General features: G+C 40.6%; 13 protein-coding genes. 3 read left to right on the forward strand and 10 right to left on the reverse strand.

Going from position 1 to position 18990, the window contains the following annotated elements; translation table 11 throughout:
* Positions 1-39: 39 nt before the first annotated feature.
* Entirely contained in the window at positions 40-747 is a 708-nt protein-coding gene (locus EL121_RS01240; protein WP_039197095.1) for a SanA/YdcF family protein, read from the reverse strand.
* A gap of 269 nt (positions 748-1016) precedes the next feature.
* On the opposite strand from EL121_RS01240, the gene metX reads away from it, so the two are divergent.
* From metX to EL121_RS01255, 3 genes are all read left to right on the forward strand, one after another.
* A complete protein-coding gene (metX, locus tag EL121_RS01245) occupies positions 1017-2087 on the forward strand; it encodes a homoserine O-acetyltransferase MetX (protein ID WP_039197096.1) in 1071 nt (356 codons plus the stop codon).
* Positions 2088-2293: 206 nt separating this feature from the next.
* A complete protein-coding gene (purR, locus tag EL121_RS01250; protein WP_039197097.1) occupies positions 2294-3304 on the forward strand; it encodes an HTH-type transcriptional repressor PurR in 1011 nt (336 codons plus the stop codon).
* A 27-nt stretch (positions 3305-3331) separates the two neighbouring features.
* Positions 3332-3934, forward strand: a complete 603-nt coding sequence (locus EL121_RS01255; RefSeq protein ID WP_014991683.1) for a DedA family protein — start codon at positions 3332-3334, stop codon at positions 3932-3934.
* Positions 3935-4038: 104 nt separating this feature from the next.
* On the opposite strand, the gene gyrB is transcribed toward EL121_RS01255, so the two are convergent.
* The 9 genes from gyrB to tamB form a co-directional block, all read right to left on the reverse strand.
* Entirely contained in the window at positions 4039-6471 is a 2433-nt protein-coding gene (gene gyrB, locus EL121_RS01260; protein ID WP_039197099.1) for a DNA topoisomerase (ATP-hydrolyzing) subunit B, read from the reverse strand.
* Positions 6472-6710: 239 nt separating this feature from the next.
* Positions 6711-7592 (reverse strand): 4-hydroxybenzoate octaprenyltransferase, encoded by an 882-nt coding sequence (ubiA, locus tag EL121_RS01265; protein ID WP_039197100.1) that lies wholly within the window; start codon positions 7590-7592, stop codon positions 6711-6713.
* Positions 7592-8353: a DeoR/GlpR family transcriptional regulator gene (locus EL121_RS01270; RefSeq protein ID WP_039197103.1), complete on the reverse strand. Its 762-nt coding sequence runs from the start codon at positions 8351-8353 to the stop codon at positions 7592-7594. Before EL121_RS01270 ends, ubiA begins: the two co-directional genes overlap by 1 nt.
* 68 nt (positions 8354-8421) lie before the next feature.
* A complete protein-coding gene (purB, locus tag EL121_RS01275; protein ID WP_039195157.1) occupies positions 8422-9789 on the reverse strand; it encodes an adenylosuccinate lyase in 1368 nt (455 codons plus the stop codon).
* A gap of 56 nt (positions 9790-9845) precedes the next feature.
* Complete coding sequence (gene hflD / locus EL121_RS01280) at positions 9846-10478, reverse strand: high frequency lysogenization protein HflD (RefSeq protein WP_039197105.1); 633 nt, start codon at positions 10476-10478, stop codon at positions 9846-9848.
* Between the two features lie 136 nt (positions 10479-10614).
* Positions 10615-11424, reverse strand: a complete 810-nt coding sequence (locus tag EL121_RS01285; RefSeq protein WP_039197106.1) for a glycosyltransferase family 8 protein — start codon at positions 11422-11424, stop codon at positions 10615-10617.
* A 10-nt stretch (positions 11425-11434) separates the two neighbouring features.
* Positions 11435-13099, reverse strand: coding sequence for a heme ABC transporter ATP-binding protein/permease CydC (gene cydC, locus EL121_RS01290; RefSeq protein WP_039197107.1), 1665 nt, complete (start codon positions 13097-13099; stop codon positions 11435-11437).
* 10 nt (positions 13100-13109) lie between these two features.
* Positions 13110-14852, reverse strand: coding sequence for a heme ABC transporter permease/ATP-binding protein CydD (gene cydD, locus EL121_RS01295; RefSeq protein ID WP_039197108.1), 1743 nt, complete (start codon positions 14850-14852; stop codon positions 13110-13112).
* A gap of 159 nt (positions 14853-15011) precedes the next feature.
* Complete coding sequence (tamB, locus tag EL121_RS01300) at positions 15012-18974, reverse strand: autotransporter assembly complex protein TamB (protein WP_039197109.1); 3963 nt, start codon at positions 18972-18974, stop codon at positions 15012-15014.
* Positions 18975-18990: the final 16 nt, after the last annotated feature.

The raw sequence follows: 18990 nt of genomic DNA on the forward strand, positions 1-18990 counted from the left end.
ATTAGACCGCTTATTTTTCTTATCAATTTGTACAAATAGCTAGGACTTAATCTCTCGTGAGGCGACTCGTTCAAGTGTTTCAGGCTTAGTCCCCACTAGAAAGTCCCACAGCATTCCCAAGCGAGCAAAAAACTCTCTAATGCGTACTTTTATATGTCCTTCTGGATATTTTGCCGCAAAACACACCGCATCAATATGGTGATATTTCGCAATGAATAACGCCCTTTCACAATGGAATTGTTGAGTCACGATAACAAATGGCTCTAGCTTATAAACCTCTCGCGCTCTTACAATAGAATCTAACGTTCGATAACCGGCAAAGTCCTGCTTAATATTTTCTTTCTGAACGCCCATTCGGCGCAAATCATTTTGCATCACTTTCGGTTCATTATAATAAGGTGTTTTATTATCGCCGCTTACCAACAAATTCTTTACTTTGCCATGTTTTAGTAACGACATCGCCGCGTCTAAGCGATATTTATAATATAAATTAGGAGAGCCTTTAGAATAGTATTTCGATGTACCTAACACCACCGCATCATTGTATTCAGGTAATTTATCAATATCGGTATAAATACGATCTTTTACATAAAATCCTGTCGCCCCATCAATTACTAAGATAAATAATGTTAAAACCACACTTAACCAAGCCACATAAACAACACTCTTTGCGCAAATGCGCCCACACCTTCTATAAAAAGGCAACTTTACAGTTTCTTTTGTTTTATGTTGTTCCGTTAATTCCATTTTTTATACATTCAATAATGAGACTAATTCATACTTGTTTGAAAGCAGACCGATATTTCAAACAAATGTTCAAGTCACTAGCATAACCTAGCGAGTTAAAATTGCAAGTATAACCTCGCTCAGAACTCTAGACGTTTAGACGGCTAAAATTTCTTGACAAATCCATTGCCTATCGCTACCTTACACATATTAGAGACGTTTAGACGTCTAAATACAATAATGACAAGCGGTCGGATTTCTACCGTAATTTGCAAACCTTAGGAATATCAATGGCTCATAGCATTACTCTCTTTCAAGATTCGCCCTTAACTCTCGCACTTGGCGGTGAATTATCGCCTATCGAGGTCGCTTATCAAACTTATGGAAAGCTGAATACAGACAAAAGCAATGCCGTATTGCTTTGTCACGCTTTAACCGGTGATGCGGAGCCTTATAAAAATGTACCGGAACAAGGCTGGTGGCAAGATTTTATCGGTGCCGGTTTAGCCTTTGATACGGATCGTTATTTCTTTATCTGTTCAAACGTATTAGGCGGCTGTAAAGGGACGACAGGGCCTTCTTCTATCAACCCACAAACCAATAAACCTTACGGTAGCCTATTCCCGGTAATTACGGTACAAGATATCGTTCAAGTACAAAAAGCTTTGTTAGATGCGTTAGGTATTCCCCATTTGCATGCGGTTGTCGGCGGCTCATTCGGCGGAATGCAAGCAACACAATGGGGCATTACATATCCGGACTCGGTCGATAATATTATTAACCTTTGTTCTTCACTTACTTTCAGTGCGGAAGCGATTGGCTTTAATCATGTAATGCGCCAAGCAATTATTAATGATCCTAACTTTAACAACGGGGATTATTATGAAGGTTTACCACCGGATAACGGCTTGAAAATCGCACGAATGCTTGGGATGCTCACCTATCGTACCGATGTGCAACTTGCCCGAGCATTCGGACGAGAAACTAAACAACAAAGCGAAATTTGGGGCGACTACTTTCAAGTCGAATCTTATTTGAGTTATCAAGGGGTAAAATTTTTAGACCGCTTTGATGCCAATAGTTATTTACGTTTATTACGAGCGCTTGATTTGTATGATCCTGCCCTCGGTTATACGAATGAGCAAGAAGCGCTACAGCGCATTAAAGCGAAATATACGTTAGTCGGTGTCACCAGCGATCAGCTCTTTAAGCAGATCGACCTGCATAAAAGTAAGCAACGTCTTGAGAATGCCGGTGTACAAGTGGATTATCACGAATTCCACTCAAATTTTGGACACGATGCCTTTTTAGTGGATTATGCTTTCTTTGAACCGATGTTAAGAAAAGGATTAGCCGGCTAAAGCAGCCATTAACCAACCTTTCATTGCACCATTGCATAGAGGGATTTCTTTATCCCTCTTTAATTTCATACAACCCCTTCAGTCTCTTCCCCTACATTGCTTTAACTAAATATGCTTATTTTTTACATATTTAGTTGCCGATTTTTCGCTATTCCTTGATAATTTTAGCTATAATATCCACTATTTTTATTCTAAGAGAAACGATTATGGCTACCATTAAAGATGTTGCTAAATTAGCGGGTGTATCGACAACGACTGTCTCTCACGTAATTAATAAAACCCGTTTTGTAGCGGAAGATACCAGTAAAGCAGTTTGGGATGCTGTTCAACAGTTAAATTATTCTCCAAGTGCGGTTGCCCGCAGCTTAAAAGTGAATACCACTAAATCTATCGGTATGATTATCACCACCAGTGAAGCGCCTTATTTTGCTGAAATTGTGCTAGCGGTAGAAGATTACTGCTATCAACAAGGTTATTCGCTGTTCTTATGTAATACACAAAATGAGCCGGAAAAAATCCAAAACCATTTGGATATGTTAATCAAAAAACGTGTGGATGGCGTATTGGTTATGTGTTCGGAATATACCCGTGACTCGCTTGAGCTATTTAACGGCACCAATATCCCTATGGTAGTCATGGACTGGGGTAAAACTGATGAGAAAAGCGATGTTATTTTAGATAACAGCTTTGAAGGCGGTTATCTTGCGACTCGTCATTTAATTGAAAACGGTCATACCGAGATTGGTGTGATTGCAGGCCAACTCACAAAAACTACCGCTAAAGAGCGTTATGACGGTTTCGTAAAAGCAATGCAAGAAGCAAACTTACCAATTCGCCAAGAATGGGTGCTTGAAGGTGATTTCGAACCTGAAGGTGGCTTTGAGCAAATGAATAACTTGCTTCGTTTAGATAAATTGCCAACCGCAGTCTTCTGTTTTAGTGATACAATTGCACTTGGTGCAATCTCTGCGTTAAGCGAAAAAGGTTTAACCGTGCCACGGGATATGTCTATTATTGGCTATGATAATATTCATTCGTCACGTTTCTATTCGCCACCGTTAACAACGATTCACCAATCAAAATCTCGTTTAGGCGTAAAAGCATTAAACTTATTGTTGGAACGAATTAAGGCAGATAAATCACAATATCAACCACAAACTATCGAATTCCACCCGGAATTAGTTTTACGTCGTTCCGTTCGTAATTTAAATAAATAAAATCAATTAAAAAAAGGAGTTGTATGCATGGAATTTTTAATTAGCTTTTTCAGTAGCTACGGTTACTGGGCTGTATTTTTAGTTCTCCTTGCGTGCGGATTTGGCGTACCGATTCCGGAAGATATTACTTTAGTCTCCGGCGGTGTTATTTCAGGCTTAGGTTATACCAATGTACATTGGATGCTGGTTGTCAGTATGCTAGGCGTACTGGTTGGTGATAGTACGATGTATTGGTTAGGACGCATTTACGGTGAAAAAATTCGTCAATTTCCATTAATTCGTAATATCGTGACCGAAGAACGTTACCAAATGGTACAGGAACGTTTTGAAAAACAAGGCAATCGCCTGTTGTTTCTCGCTCGTTTCTTACCAGGGTTACGTGCCGTAGTTTATCTGGTATCAGGTATTACTCGTCGAGTAAGTTTTACTCGTTTTGTGCTGGTTGACTTCTGTGCGGCAATTATTTCAGTGCCGATTTGGGTTTACTTAGGCGATTACGGCGCACAAAATCTTGATTGGCTACACGAACAGATTAAAAATGGTCAACATATTATTTTTGCAGGCTTAGGCGTGATTGCAATCTATGTAGGTTGGAAGTGGCATAAAGGCCGTAAAAAGAAACAAGCTTAATTTGATTTAGAAAAGACCGCTTACAAGCGGTCTTTTTTTGCTTAGAATTTGCAAAAAGAAACCCCAAAGCAAAACTTTGGGGTTTGATTTAGTTTATTTACAAATTAAATATCTAACTGAGCATATAATGCATTGCTTTCGATAAAGTCACGACGAGGTTCAACTTCATCGCCCATTAGGGTACTAAACAATTTGTCTGCTGCAATTGCATCGGTGATATTTACTTGTAACATCTTACGTGCAACCGGATCCATTGTGGTTTCCCATAATTGTTCCGGATTCATCTCACCTAATCCTTTATAGCGTTGAATGGTTAAACCTTTACGTGATTCACGTACTAACCAATCTAACGCTTCGGCAAAACTGCTGATCTCTTGACGGCGTTCGCCACGCATTACATAAGCACTTGGTGATAATAAATCGTTTAACTCATTACCTAATGCGGTAATTTTGGCATATTCATTACTGCTGATAAAGTTAAAATCAAGACGATAAGTAGTATCCATACCATGAGTGGTTACTACAATTTCCGGCTCGTACACTTGGCGCTCGGTATTGAAGAACACTTCGCTACGGTAGAAGCTACCGCCGGTTTCTTTTTCCATTAATTTCGCCACAAATTGCTCATTCCAAGCGGTCACTTTTGCCTGATCTTTTGCAAATTCAGCCGAAAGTGCTGGGCTATAAATCAGTTCATTTAATAACGCAACCGGATAACGACGACTTAAACGCTCAAATAATTTTTGTACGCCGTTATATTGTGAAATGAGGCTTTCAAGTGCCACACCGCTTAACGCCGGCGCACCTTCGCTCACAAATAAGCCTGCACCTTCTAACGCAATATCGATTTCATATTGCGACATTTCATCGTTATCTTGAATATAACGCTCTTGCTTACCTTTTTTCACTTTATAAAGTGGCGGCTGAGCGATATAGATATAGCCATTCTCAATTAATTCCGGCATTTGGCGGTAGAAGAAGGTTAATAATAATGTACGAATATGCGCACCATCCACGTCCGCATCGGTCATGATAATGATTTTGTGATAACGTAATTTCTCAATATTGTAATCATCACGACCAATACCTGTACCTAACGCCGTAATCAAGGTTGCGACTTCTTGTGAAGAAAGCATTTTGTCAAAACGTGCTTTTTCAACGTTCAAGATTTTACCTTTTAACGGCAGAATCGCTTGGTTTTTACGATCACGACCTTGTTTTGCCGAACCACCCGCAGAGTCCCCCTCCACTAAGTAAAGTTCTGATAAGGCTGGGTCTTTTTCTTGGCAGTCCGCTAATTTACCTGGCAAACCGCCTAAATCTAACGCACCTTTACGACGTGTCATTTCACGCGCTTTACGCGCTGCTTCACGCGCACGCGCCGCATCAATAATTTTGGTTACGATATTTTTCGCATCGTCCGGATTTTCCGCTAAGTACTCCGCTAAAGCTTCATTCATTGAGCTTTCCACTGCACCACGCACTTCCGATGAAACTAATTTATCTTTAGTTTGTGATGAGAATTTCGGATCCGGTACTTTTACCGAAATTACCGCAACCAAGCCTTCACGAGCATCGTCACCTGACGCATCAATGTTCGCATCCGCTTTCTTCACCACACCGCTGTTATCCATATAGTTTTTTAACGCACGGGTTAATGCACCACGGAAACCGGCTAAGTGCGTACCGCCATCACGTTGCGGAATATTATTAGTAAAGCAGTAAACATTTTCGTTATAACTGTCGTTCCACTGTAATGACACTTCAACACCGATGCCGTCTTTCTCGGTTGAAAGATAAAACGGCGTGTTATGAATATGGGTTTTACCTTCGTTTAAATACTCAACGTACGCTTTAATACCGCCTTCATATTTGAAGTGTTCTTCTTTACCGTCACGCTCATCCACTAAACGGATTGACACGCCTGAGTTTAAGAAAGAAAGCTCACGCAAACGTTTTGACAGAATTTTATATTCGAATTCGGTTTTATTTTTGAAGATATCTAAGCTTGGCCAAAAACGCACCATAGTACCGGTTTTGTCGGTATCGCCAATGATCGTTAATGGCGCATCCGGCTCACCTAAGCTATAAAATTGCTCGTGAACATGGCCTTCACGGCGAATGGTTAGCTGCAATTTTGATGAAAGCGCATTTACCACCGATACGCCCACACCGTGTAAACCGCCCGATACTTTATATGAGTTATCGTCAAATTTACCGCCGGCGTGCAATACCGTCATAATTACTTCCGCTGCAGAGACACCTTCTTCCGGGTGAATACCGACTGGAATACCACGGCCGTCATCTTGTACAGAAACCGAATTATCTGAATGAATGGTTACAATAATATCTTTACAGTGTCCTGCTAACGCTTCATCGATCGCATTATCTACAACCTCAAACACCATATGGTGTAAACCTGTACCATCATCGGTATCACCGATATACATACCCGGACGTTTACGTACCGCATCTAAGCCTCGTAAGACTTTAATGCTCGAAGAATCATAACTATTTGTTTGATTTTGTTCAGACATTCGTTATTCCTATACTTTATGAAATGGGAAAAGGCTCTATTTCTTATCAAAAAATTTAAAGCCAAAAAATTGTGAAGATTATAGCAGAAAAATGCGGAAAAGTATTGAAAACAAGCGGTTAAAAAGCGGGAAAAATTTGTAAACCTAGCAAAAGAAAAAGTTCGCTTGATGAATATAAAAGCGGCGGAATTTTCTGGTAAAAAGATCCGAAAATTTAACCGCTTGTATAAGCTATTACATTAGGCATAAATCCCGACTAAAATCGCTAAAAATACGCCTAAACCGAAGTAATGATTATTTAAGAACGCTTTGAAGCACTGCTCTCTTACTCGATGCTTCGTTAACCAGCACTGATAGCTAAATAAACAAGCACTTAACGCTAACACAACAAAATAGCCCCAGTGATATTCACTTATCCAGCCAAAAATAACTAACAGTACTAACGCAATAAATTGCAATAAGGCAATGATTTTATTGTCATATTGCGCAAACAAAATGGCTGTAGATTTTACCCCGATACGCAAATCATCATCACGATCAACCATCGCATATTGCGTATCGTAAGCGACCGTCCAAAAGATATTGGCGAAAAATAACAGCCAACACTCCAACGGCAGCGATTCACTTACCGCGCCATACGCCATCGGAATCGCCCAACCGAACGCCATACCCAACACTACTTGCGGTAAATGAGTAAAGCGTTTCATAAACGGATAAATAATTGCTAACGCTACCGCAACAAACGACAGTAAAAAAGCATATCGGTTAAGTAATAAATCCAAAACAAAAGCAATACACAACAATAATACGAACAGTATTTTTGCTTCCGTGGTCGTCACTCGTCCGGTAGCAAGCGGACGTTGCGAAGTACGCTTCACTTCACCGTCAATATGACGATCGGCATAATCATTAATCACACAGCCTGCCGCTCGCATAACGATTACGCCTAATACAAAAATCACTAACACGGACAGAGGCGGAATACCGTCGGCTGCGGCAAATAATGCCCATAGTGTCGGGTGAAGTAAAAGCAATGTACCGATTGGCTTATCAAAACGCATAAGCTGCACATACGCCAACCATTTATGCCGAGAAAAATGTTGTTGAAAAAATGTCGTCATTAATTACCGCAGATTTGTACTGCCACTTTGGTTGCTACTAATCGTTGCTGCAATTCTAACGGTAATGGCAAATCTGTAAACAAATAATTTACTTCGGTAATATCGCCTAGGCGAACAATTGCACTACGACTGAATTTTGAATGATCGGTTACCAAAATCACTTGGCGCGAACTTTGCATTAATGCTCGTTTCACTTGCACTTCGTGATAGTCATAATCGAGCATTGAACCGTCACTATCAATCGCACTAATGCCTAAAATGCCGAAATCTAAACGGAATTGGCTAATAAAATTCACGGTTGCTTCGCCAATTAAGCCACCATCAGTCCTTAAATTACCTCCGGCTACCGTGATATGGAAATCTTCTTTCTGCATTAAAATATGCGCAGCATTAAGGTTATTAGTCACAATACGTAAATTTTGGTGAGACAACAACGCATAAGCCACCGCTTCAGAGGTAGTACCGATATCCAAGAATAATGAAGCACCGTTCGGAATCATTGCCGCCACATGGCGTGCAATCTCATTTTTTTGCTCAGAGAAAAATTGTTTACGTTCGGTATAATCGCTATTTTCACTGTTAGACGGCATTCCGGCACCACCATGGTGGCGACGAATTAAATTCTTTTCGGCTAATTCATTTAAGTCACGGCGAATCGTTTGAGAACTTACATTTAATTGAGCAACTAACTCTTCTGTGCTGACATAACCCAACTGATTAACCAGTTCAATAATTTTATTGTGGCGAATAGATTGTTTCATTTGCTTATTCCTCCGCAAAGTTTTTTAAAAAAATGACCGCTTACAAGCGGTCATTTTCAACTCAAATCTTACAATTTTTCGACAAGTTCTACCGCATAACCGATGTAGCTTGCCGGCGTCATTTCTTTTAAGCGGGCTTTTTCTTCCGCCGGAATCTCAAGTTTTTCGATAAATTCACGCATTGCGGCTTCATCTACACGCTTACCACGAGTTAACTCTTTGAGTTTCTCGTATGGTTTTTCGATACCATAACGGCGCATTACGGTTTGAATCGGCTCTGCTAATACTTCCCAGTTTTGATTTAACTCATCACGTAAATGCTGCTCGTTAACTTCTAATTTACTTACGCCTTTTAAGGTTGCCGCATAAGCAATTAAGCAATAACCTAAACCCACGCCTAAGTTACGTAATACGGTTGAGTCGGTTAAGTCACGCTGCCAACGAGAAATCGGTAGTTTTTGACCTAAATGGTTCATTACCGCATTCGCTAAGCCAAGGTTACCTTCCGAATTTTCAAAGTCAATCGGGTTCACTTTGTGCGGCATAGTTGATGAACCGATTTCACCGGCTATTGTGCGTTGTTTGAAGTGATTTAACGCAATATAGCCCCACATATCACGGTCAAAATCAATCACGATCGTATTAAAACGTGCCACACAATCAAAGAATTCCGCAATATAATCATGCGGTTCAATTTGCGTGGTGTACGGGTTCCAAGTTACGCCTAGCGATTCTACAAACTCTTGGCTGAACGTATGCCAATCCACATCAGGATAAGCTGATAAATGCGCATTATAGTTACCTACCGCACCATTGATTTTCGCAAGAATTTCTAAATTTTCGAGTTGTTTGTATTGGCGTTTTAGACGATATGCCACGTTTGCCATCTCTTTACCGATGGTTGTCGGGCTTGCCGGCTGACCGTGCGTACGAGAAAGTAACGGAATATGTTGATAACGTTTTGCTAGTTCTACCACCGCATCAATCACTTTTTTCCATTCCGGCAATAATACTTCTTCACGTGCTGTTTTTAGCATTAATGCGTGTGAAGTATTGTTAATATCTTCCGAGGTACAAGCGAAGTGGATAAATTCATTTACTGCTTGTAATTCAGGTAACGCTTCACATTTTTCTTTTAAAAAATATTCCACCGCTTTTACGTCGTGGTTCGTAGTACGTTCAATCGTTTTGATGCGGTTTGCATCTTCAATTGAGAAATTTGCTACGATCTGATTTAAGTAATCGTTTGCTTTTTCAGAAAAAGCTGGAACTTCTTTGATTTGTGCCTGAGAAGCCAATTTTTGTAACCAACGAACCTCTACCGTCACACGGAATTTTAGTAAACCGAATTCACTAAAAATCGGACGTAATGCGGCAGCTTTGTCTTGGTAACGACCATCGATTGGGGATAATGCTGTTAAAGCGGTAAGTTCCATTGTTTTCTCCAAATAAATAAATGTTCGGAACAGGTTCTCCATTACGGAGAACTTGTTTAAATACTTTTGTAAAACTGTTGTGCTTGATTAAGAATCTTTCTACGGGAAAATAAGAATTGCCAGCGAGTTCCGCCTACTTGTTGCCATAAGATACCGGCACGAATACCGGCTAATAGACTTGCTCTGATTTTTTGCTGAATATCCGGACGCACCAGATAATCTTGTAAACCTAATACGTGAATTTTTGAACCGAGTGGGCTAATCACATCGCTGTAAATCGCAGCTAAATTCGCAATCATTTGATCCGCCATAATATCATTTTCATAGAGCGGTAATTGACGTTCAATTTGCTGTAAACGCTCCGCCAATTTGGCTTTGGCTTCAGGATTTTTATTTAACTTTTGACTCAAGGCGAGTACATTAATCCAATAACGGCCAATTTCGGTATCTAATTTACCGTTTGGACTACCCATTTGTGCTTGAACCGTTTCCAGACCTGTTTTTAAGTGGCTCAGTTGATCGCCAAATACCGCCAATGTAGATTCTGGCTGAGTAACTAATAGGCTTTTAATAGAATGGCTAAAAACATCTCGATCCGCACTGCCTCGATGAGCAAATTGTTGAACTAAACTAACCGCTTGGCAAACACCGGCGAAAGCAAGCGTGATATCGTGATAATTTGTAGACATAATAGACAATTATTTAAACCAAACAAAATTAGTTCTCAATATAACATTTTTTACATCTGTTTTGAATGGCAAAGCGCAATTATCTTGCTGAAAATAAAAAAGGAAATCTACGTAAGATTTCCTTTGTATCAATAACTTAGGTAATTTTCACAAATTCCGCTTTAAAGTGTCCAATCGGTTGAGCTACCACCTCATACCAATCAAGCTGGAAATAATGCCAATACATTGAACGATAATACAGTTGCGGTACATCGTGCCATGGCTTTATTTCACCGGTAAAATGAAAAACCAGCGGTTCGCCTTTCGCAATTTGCGGATTATACATATGCATACACTGATAGTTATATACCATAGGTATCGCTTGCCACTGCTTACCGACTACCGCATTTAGTACGTCCTGATCGCCAAAACGTAGCTGCGCTTGATTCTGAAGAGTAAACTCAATTAATTTAGCTTCCATTCCCTTCCAATGTTGCGCATTAATATACAAGACACCTGCATTAAAATAGGCATCTTGCATAAACGGATAATTTGGTAAATGCATCACATAAGGATCTTGGATGGCTAGCAACATATTTTGCGAAAATGCTTCCGTTTCAAACGGCTCCCCTAGATAGCCGTTAACAATTATATCCGAATCCAAATATAACCACTTATTTCCGTTTCCATAAGGAAAGAGGCGTTCTATGTAGTAACGTAAATAGGTACTGTTTGAAATATAGCCATTGCCTTTAAATGCCTGCAACATCTCCGCCGAAACATTTGCCAGCATTACTTTAATACCTCTCGCTCCCACAATTTGATTTAATTGCTCTACCCAAGTATGCGAGACTTGATCCGCATGCAACACAAAAATATTAATATTTTGGTGATGTGCAACCAGCGACTTTATAGTGACCTCTGCATGTACTAAATAATTGCTATCCGTCGCAAGTACAATATTCATATTATTTGCCTTAAATAAATCGCCCGTTATCAATGTGATAGAGCTTATCGAATTTATCTAAACCGTGTAGACGATGCGTAATCATTACGAGGGTGCGATTTTGACAATGGGTTAAAATAAGCGCCAAAATTTGTTGTTCGGTTTCTCGATCCAAGCCTTCGGTCGGTTCGTCTAATAACACAATTTCCGCTTGGCTTACTAATAAACGTGCTAAGCCTAAACGACGTTGTTCACCACCGGAAAGCGGACGGCCGCCCTCACCTAACCATAAATCCAAACCTTGTTCATCTAATAAATAGCTTAACCCAACCTGACCCAACACATTAACTAACTGTAGATCTGTTGCTTGATCATTACCAAGTAATAGGTTATCCCGTAAGCTGCTATTAAATATATGCACACGTTGACTTAATGTCACAATATGCTGACGCAAGCTTGATTCCGCATAATCCGCAATGTTGCAAGAATTTAGCCAAATTTGACCGCTTGTCGGGTCATAATTGCGATTCATCAGTTGGAAAATCGTACTCTTACCACTGCCGGTTTTACCTAAAATCGCCACTTTTTGTCCAGCAAAGATCTCAAATGAGATATCCTGTAGCACGGGTTCAACACGATTCGGATAAGCAAAAGTTACCATATCAAATTGAACAAGCGGTCGATTTTGCTCGATTTTTTGCCAATCATTTTTGCTGCCGAAATTCACCAACGGTTGCTGTTCAGTAATTTCATTTAAGCGTTCCGCTGCGGTAATCACTTGCCCTAAATGTAAAAATGCCAAGCCAATCGGCATTAAAATCTCTGCCGATGCCATCACACAAAATACCACAAGCGCAATTAACGCTTCGGGATAATCGGCAGAAGGAACATTAATTGCGGTGGAAGCTAAGTAAATCACCACACAAACCAAAATGCCATTCGCAAAGGTCAATAAAGCATTGGATAAACCGGTTAACTGGCTTTCCTTACTCTGTGCATTTAGCCACTCTTTTTCCGTTTGATTCAGTTTATTACTTGCTTGAGCTACTACACCGAATAATAAAAATTCAGCGTGCATTTGAATCCATTCAATAAATTGACTGCGATAGTTTGCTCGAGCTTGAATTACTTTTGCCCCTGATTTTCGCCCTAAACGGTAAAACAATGTTGGGAAAATCACCAATAAAGCGGTTAACACCCCACAAATAATGAGCGCAAGCAACGGTGAGACAAAAGATAAACCGATACCCATAAATGCAATGAGCATAATGGCACTGATAAATGGGGAAATCAGATTTAAATACAACGTATCCAAAGTATCGACATCCGCTACCAAGCGATTGAGTAACTCGCTGTTTCTAAAACGATTTAAACCGCTTGGGCTAAGCGGAATCAATTTACGGAATACGGTAACACGTAAATTTGCTAATACACGAAATGTAGCATCATGGGTGACTAAACGTTCAAAATAACGAGAAACGGTACGCCCAATCGCCAAGCCTCTTACCCCTGATGACGGATAGAAGAAATTAAACACGATTGCCGAACCGGCTAAAAAAGATGCCGATAAAAACCAACCGGATAAACTTAATAAACCAATGCTAGCGGTTAAGCTGGTAATGGCTAACACAATACCTAGTAGCAAATGCCCCCAATGGGTACGATAAAGAGAAAGAAAAGGAAAAATTGATTTCATGTATCACCCATTAGTGTTGTTGTAACTCTGCAAAATAACCTTCTTTTTCGACCGCTTCAAAGCAACCTTTTTGCACGATTTCACCTTGTTTCATCACCCAAATTTCATCACATTGTTTGAGATCTTCAATACGGTGCGTGATCATCAAGGTGGTTTGTGTTTGGCTCAAATGCTGTAATGCGTTCAATACTTGTTGCTCCGATTGCATATCTAAACTCGCAGTCGGCTCATCTAACAGAAGCAATTCATAATCCCGCAATAATGCACGCGCAATTGCAATACGTTGTGCCTGTCCGCCGGAAATTCCGGCATTCGCATCTTGTACTTGGCTATCTAAGCCTAAATGGTAAACAAATTCATCTGCTTTTGATAAAGCTAACGCTTGTTCGAGTTGTGCTTCCGTTGCATTCGGATTACCCAATAAAATATTTTCTTTCAGCGATCCTTTAATCAACTGCGGATTCTGCCCTACCCATGCGAGTTTTTGGCGATATTGCGCCAAATTGAGCTCACGCAATTCCACACCGTTTACTGTGACCGAACCTTGATAAGGTAAGAAACCTAATAACATATTCATCAACGAAGTCTTACCTGCACCGCTTTGTCCGACTAAAGCGATATGTTGGCGAGCAGCAAGGGTAAAGTTTAACGGTTTGGTTAACGCTTTACCTTGTGGTGAAAGAATGACACAATCTTTTGCAATGATTGCAAGCGGTCGATTTGGTAAATCTTTTTGCAAATCGGCTTGCGCTTGCGTTACTTGTTGATTTAAAAAGGCTTCTATCCCATCTGCCGCACCGATTGCCGCTGCCTTATCATGATAAAACACGCCTAACTCACGCAGCGGTTGATAAAATTCCGGTGCTAACATTAAACAGAAGAAACCAATAAACAGACTTACACCCGTTCCGTAATAGCCGAAATCCAATTCACCTAAATAGATAAAACCGAAATAAACCGCCATAACCGCAATAGAAATTGCAGTAAAAAACTCTAATACCGCTGAAGACAGAAATGCCATTTTCAGTACGTCCATCGTACTTAAACGAAACTCTTCGGTACTTTGATAAATTTGTTCGGTTTGCTTTTCCGCTTGACCAAATAAACGAATCGTTTCTAGGCCTCTTAGCTTATCTAAAAACTGACCGCTGATACGAGAAAGCACACCAATATTGCGTTGGTTCGCTTCCACCGCTTTAATGCCGGCTAACGCCATAAAGACCGGTAACAACGGTAAGGTTGCAAATAAAATAGCCCCTGCTGCCCAGTTAATCGGGAACACAAAACAAAGAATAATCATCGGCACTAACAACGATAAAAATTGTTGCGGCAGATAACGCGCGTAGAAATTATGTAAATTCTCCACTTGCTCTAACATTAATGTCGCCCAACTTCCCGCTGGCTTTTGTTGCATACTCATTGGCCCGATTTCAGCGAGTTTCGCCATAATCTGTTCACGTAAATGTAAACGCAATGTTTGTCCTGCCTTAAACCCGGTACGCTCACGCAACCAAATCAGCAATGCACGCCCGCTAAAACAGGCAAATAATAAGCCAAGTTCAAATAAGAAAGTTTGTGGGCTTTGATGTTCAATAATCATTTTATGCAACATCGTTGCTAATAATGCCATTTGTCCGATCATCAATACCGCACTCAAACTGCCTAACAGGACATTCAAATACATCCACTTTTTAATAATCTTTTGCTGCCCTCGAAGCCATTTTTGCAACTGCTTTTGTCGTTGTTTTTCCATGTTTGATCAATTTCTGTTTAATTTAGATAACACTTTGAATTAAATTGAATTTTAGCACGTTATTCACCATTATTGGGCAGAATTTATAGAAAAAATAAGCGGTCTATTTTGCAAAAAAATTCACAAAATAGACCGCTTGTTTACAAGTCTTGAGAAAAATTATTCAAACATTTCATCAAATTCAAAACGATACATCAGATCCACCGCTTGATTTACACTTGATACCCATTGCAAATAAAGTCTTGGCGCTAAATTATAGCGTAGGGTTAATTCGGTCAATGCCGCAAAAATACCTACCCCGTATTTCACTTTAAATTTAGGGGTTAAACTCGCACTCACTTCTACTTTCGTATTATCGCCAATACCAGCAGTTGTCACATTTAAATCATTTAGACCAAAAGTACTACCGACTGCGCCAACCGTTTTACTGCTTTTCGATAAACTCATACCGATTAACGCCGCCGCCATAGAGTTACTTGAGCCGGTATCGCCGCTATTGTCAAGCGATCGTCCGGTTAACACGTATGAAAGCGCTTCATTCTGTGACATAGACGGCTCGGAAAACACTTTGACTTCAGGACTATCGGCTAAACCAATCACTTTTACCCCTGCGGTGACACTCGGGTCTTCCATCGCTTCAGGGTTACGAATCGCTTCAATGTTTAGCGTAGGCTGTGATGGCAGTCCTGCAAAACTGATCACACCTTTACGAATCAGTAGATCCTGTCCAAACGAAGCATAGCGACCGTTTTTCAGGTTTACTTGCCCGTATAAGCCTAATCCCTGTTTGCCCTGACGTACTGCAATTGTGCCATTGATATGGCTTTTCAAACCATAAGCATTAATACTAACGTCATTACCGATGTTGATATTAATATTTGCTTTAATCGCCATACCGCTTGCGGTTTTTTGCGGAATTTGACGTTGAGCTAACGGCACTTTTTGTTTAACAGAACCGTCCATAATCACTTCGTCGCTGCTCACACTGACCGCACTTTCCGGCAATGACTCAACCGCAATTCTAGCCCAAGGAATATCAATATTACCGCCTAAAATGAGTTCTCTCGGCGTTGCTGTAACTTCAATATTCGGGCTAAATTCCACTTTTGCCATATTCGGTACATTCACTCGGAAGCGGTTCGCTTGCGCATGCATTCTGGTTTTCCACGCATCTAAACGGCGCCAATCGGCATCACCGTCCAAACTCAATTCACTTTCCGTAGTTTGTACTCGGCCAGCAAGCGTTGAGGTTGCGCCGTGGAAATTCAGCGCTAAATGCCCACCGGTGACATCAAACGGCATTGCATTCGCTTTGGCACGCAACTCTGTGAGATTTAGCGTACCATTCAATAATGGTGCGGTTACCGCTCCTCCTACTGTTAGGTTCGCATTGATATTACCGTCAACCGACTCACCACCACTTAATAACGGCTTGATCAATTTAAGCGTCAGCTGATCAATCTGAATATTACCGGATAATTTACGGGTATTCGTCACATCATTCATTAGAAGATCTGTCGTAAGTCGACCATTATTTTCTACCTTAATATCGGTTTTCAGCTTTAAATTATTATCAGCTAAAGTCGCATTCACGCTAACTGGTGCTAACGTTAATGGGAAGCTGTTGCTGCCCTCTAATTTTTGCACTAATTTTAATGCTTTTGAGTCAAGCTCAACGTTCACTTGCGGCTGTTTGTTTTTAAACCAAGCCGCATCGCCTTTCGCATTTACTATGCCCGATAATTGGGTATTTTTATCTAAAAACTGTTGGACTGCCGCTAAATCAAATTGCTGAATTTCAAACGGGATGTTCCCTTCTTGTCCGGCATTAAATGCTTGTGGGAAACACAAATTAATTTTTGGATTCTGCCAACAATGAGCGGAAACATTCGCATTAATTTGCTTGTTATCGTAACTGACATTCACTGCTTGGTTGGTTTTAAACGATCCGAACTCTTTGCTATCAATCGCAACTTGGCTTAATTGACCTCGCCAAACCTGTTGCAAGCGGTCAAATTTTCCAGAAAGTTGCAAATCAGCGCCGATAGGATTTCCTTTCGCATTCAACTTTAAGCTATGGTTCGTCTCGTTACCACTTGCAACTAAGCTTGCATTTTCAACTTTTACATCACCATACGCCAACTGTGCTAGGCTGATATCCACATTACCTTGAATTGTTTTTTCCGTGGTTACCTTACCTTTTGCGATTAAATTTTGCAGATTGAGCTGATCATAACTTAGACTTTTAGCGGTTAAATCCAGGTCTAAGTTAGGCTCGGCAACTTTGCCGGTCAACTTCACATTCCCTTGAATATTTGCCGCCAATTTAGGCAATAAACCGGTTAAATTCGGCGCATTAATTTGCGCAGAAAAATCCGACTTATCACTTAAGATCCCTTTAAGCGCAATATTATTTTCGCCATAAATCAGCGTTGCGGAAGGTACATCTAATAAGGTTTTATTATTTGATTTAATCTCACCTTTGAGCTGTAAATTTTTTTGCAACAGCGAACCGTTCAGATCTAAATTCGAAACTTCAACATGCCAATCCGAACCGTTTTCACCCCGCCCCGCATAGCCTTTCGACTGTAAACCGCCGGAAAGCACTGCCGCCCATTCCGGCGCAAGCGATTTTGTATTGATCGTATCCAGATCCGTTTTCGCATCCCATGCAACACCGTTTTCCCAATTCACATTTCCGCTTAAATTTGCTTTCCCCTCTAAAGCATTCAGCACAAGTTGCTCAATATGAAATTGGGTAATTTCGCCCTGTCCTTTTAAATGCGCACGGCTCGCCGGAATGCCCATTCCTGTCGCACTCACTTGCGTATCTAACTGATAATTGAGTAAATCGCCGCGAAGCGATAGATCAATTTTCTCTAATTTCAGCGGTTCTTGACCCTTTTCCGGTATAAATGGATAAGAAACCGCATCACTGGTTAAATGCAGAGTCAATGGTGTTTTCGGCTCGGCAAGCTGAACTTCACCCTTTAAATTTGCTTTCACTGCACCGCTTGTTTGAATATCCAGAGAAGTTTTACCGAACAATTCACCTTTTAGCTCCGCTTTTACTTGGCTAGCAGGAATTTTTAGATCCGCCAATAACGGTGAATCCGTATTTAATGACCACTTCAGCGGATAATTTTCTGCGAGAGTCAGTAAACCGTTACCGCTTACATTGCCTCGATCACTTTTAAGCAATAATTGCGATAATTCGACCGATTGTTGATCCGCCTTCGCTTGCAATAACAACGATTCCACCTTCACAATAGATTGAGGTATAACGAACTTTCCGTCTTTATCTTTTACTTTCTGTTCAATGCGAATATTTTTGGCTTCCAATTGTGGAATTGCCGCATCTAAAGGCAAATTAATCGGTGCTTGTTTGGTCAATAGCGGCTGAGCTAATTTCGCTTTGATTTCCGCCCAGTCAATGGTAGAAACGGTCTGTTTTGCCGCTTTTTTTGCAATTTCTTGCGTTTTTTCGACCGCTTGTTCCGCGCTTGCCGGCGCAAATGAAAGAGTTAAACCATCCAATTCTGTCGGCGCTAAATTCACCGCTCTGCCTTTACCTGAAATGCCTGAATGGAAATGCGTTAAGGCCATATCCATCTCATCAACTTTGACTTGGATATTGTCTAAAGTAATTCTTTTAGCCGATATACCTAACGGTAAATTCAATTCGGTAAAAGGTTCGCTTTGCTTATCCGATTGAGAAGGAGGTAATTTGGCAGTATCAACCACCACAGCTGTATCCTTTAATGCGAGATTCTCGATGCACGTTTCTCGATTCAATAAACAACCAAAGCCAATATGTAAATCCGCTTGTCCGACAGAGACATCCACGCCGTCCATCACAAATTTAGTATCTGATAATGTCAACCCATCTTGCAGGCTACCGCTTACACTACCGATAGTTAATGGTTCGAGAAATTTATCCGCCAATTCAAAAGCGGTTCGTTGCCCTTTTCCTGTCATTAAAAATATAAAAGGAATCAAAATTAGGCATACCAAACCACAGCCTACATAACGTAGCCAGCGCCATTTGCTTTTTTTAGTTGTTGTTTGTGTTTGTTGTTCCGATTGAACACTTTCTACTTGTTGCTTATGCTGTTCACTCATGGCAGTCCCATTTATC

The organism is Actinobacillus equuli (genome assembly GCF_900636745.1).
Lineage (GTDB): Bacteria > Pseudomonadota > Gammaproteobacteria > Enterobacterales > Pasteurellaceae > Actinobacillus > Actinobacillus equuli.

What these genes read in the sequence shown, in the direction of transcription:
- metX (WP_039197096.1), top strand. Translation starts at nt 1,017, where the DNA reads ATGGCTCATAGCATTACTCTCTTTCAAGATTCGCCCTTAACTCTCGCA.
- purB (WP_039195157.1), bottom strand. Translation starts at nt 9,789, where the DNA reads ATGGAACTTACCGCTTTAACAGCATTATCCCCAATCGATGGTCGTTAC.
- EL121_RS01255 (WP_014991683.1), top strand. Translation starts at nt 3,332, where the DNA reads ATGGAATTTTTAATTAGCTTTTTCAGTAGCTACGGTTACTGGGCTGTA.
- EL121_RS01240 (WP_039197095.1), bottom strand. Translation starts at nt 747, where the DNA reads ATGGAATTAACGGAACAACATAAAACAAAAGAAACTGTAAAGTTGCCT.
- tamB (WP_039197109.1), bottom strand. Translation starts at nt 18,974, where the DNA reads ATGAGTGAACAGCATAAGCAACAAGTAGAAAGTGTTCAATCGGAACAA.
- hflD (WP_039197105.1), bottom strand. Translation starts at nt 10,478, where the DNA reads ATGTCTACAAATTATCACGATATCACGCTTGCTTTCGCCGGTGTTTGC.
- ubiA (WP_039197100.1), bottom strand. Translation starts at nt 7,592, where the DNA reads ATGACGACATTTTTTCAACAACATTTTTCTCGGCATAAATGGTTGGCG.
- purR (WP_039197097.1), top strand. Translation starts at nt 2,294, where the DNA reads ATGGCTACCATTAAAGATGTTGCTAAATTAGCGGGTGTATCGACAACG.
- EL121_RS01270 (WP_039197103.1), bottom strand. Translation starts at nt 8,353, where the DNA reads ATGAAACAATCTATTCGCCACAATAAAATTATTGAACTGGTTAATCAG.
- gyrB (WP_039197099.1), bottom strand. Translation starts at nt 6,471, where the DNA reads ATGTCTGAACAAAATCAAACAAATAGTTATGATTCTTCGAGCATTAAA.
- cydD (WP_039197108.1), bottom strand. Translation starts at nt 14,852, where the DNA reads ATGGAAAAACAACGACAAAAGCAGTTGCAAAAATGGCTTCGAGGGCAG.
- EL121_RS01285 (WP_039197106.1), bottom strand. Translation starts at nt 11,424, where the DNA reads ATGAATATTGTACTTGCGACGGATAGCAATTATTTAGTACATGCAGAG.
- cydC (WP_039197107.1), bottom strand. Translation starts at nt 13,099, where the DNA reads ATGAAATCAATTTTTCCTTTTCTTTCTCTTTATCGTACCCATTGGGGG.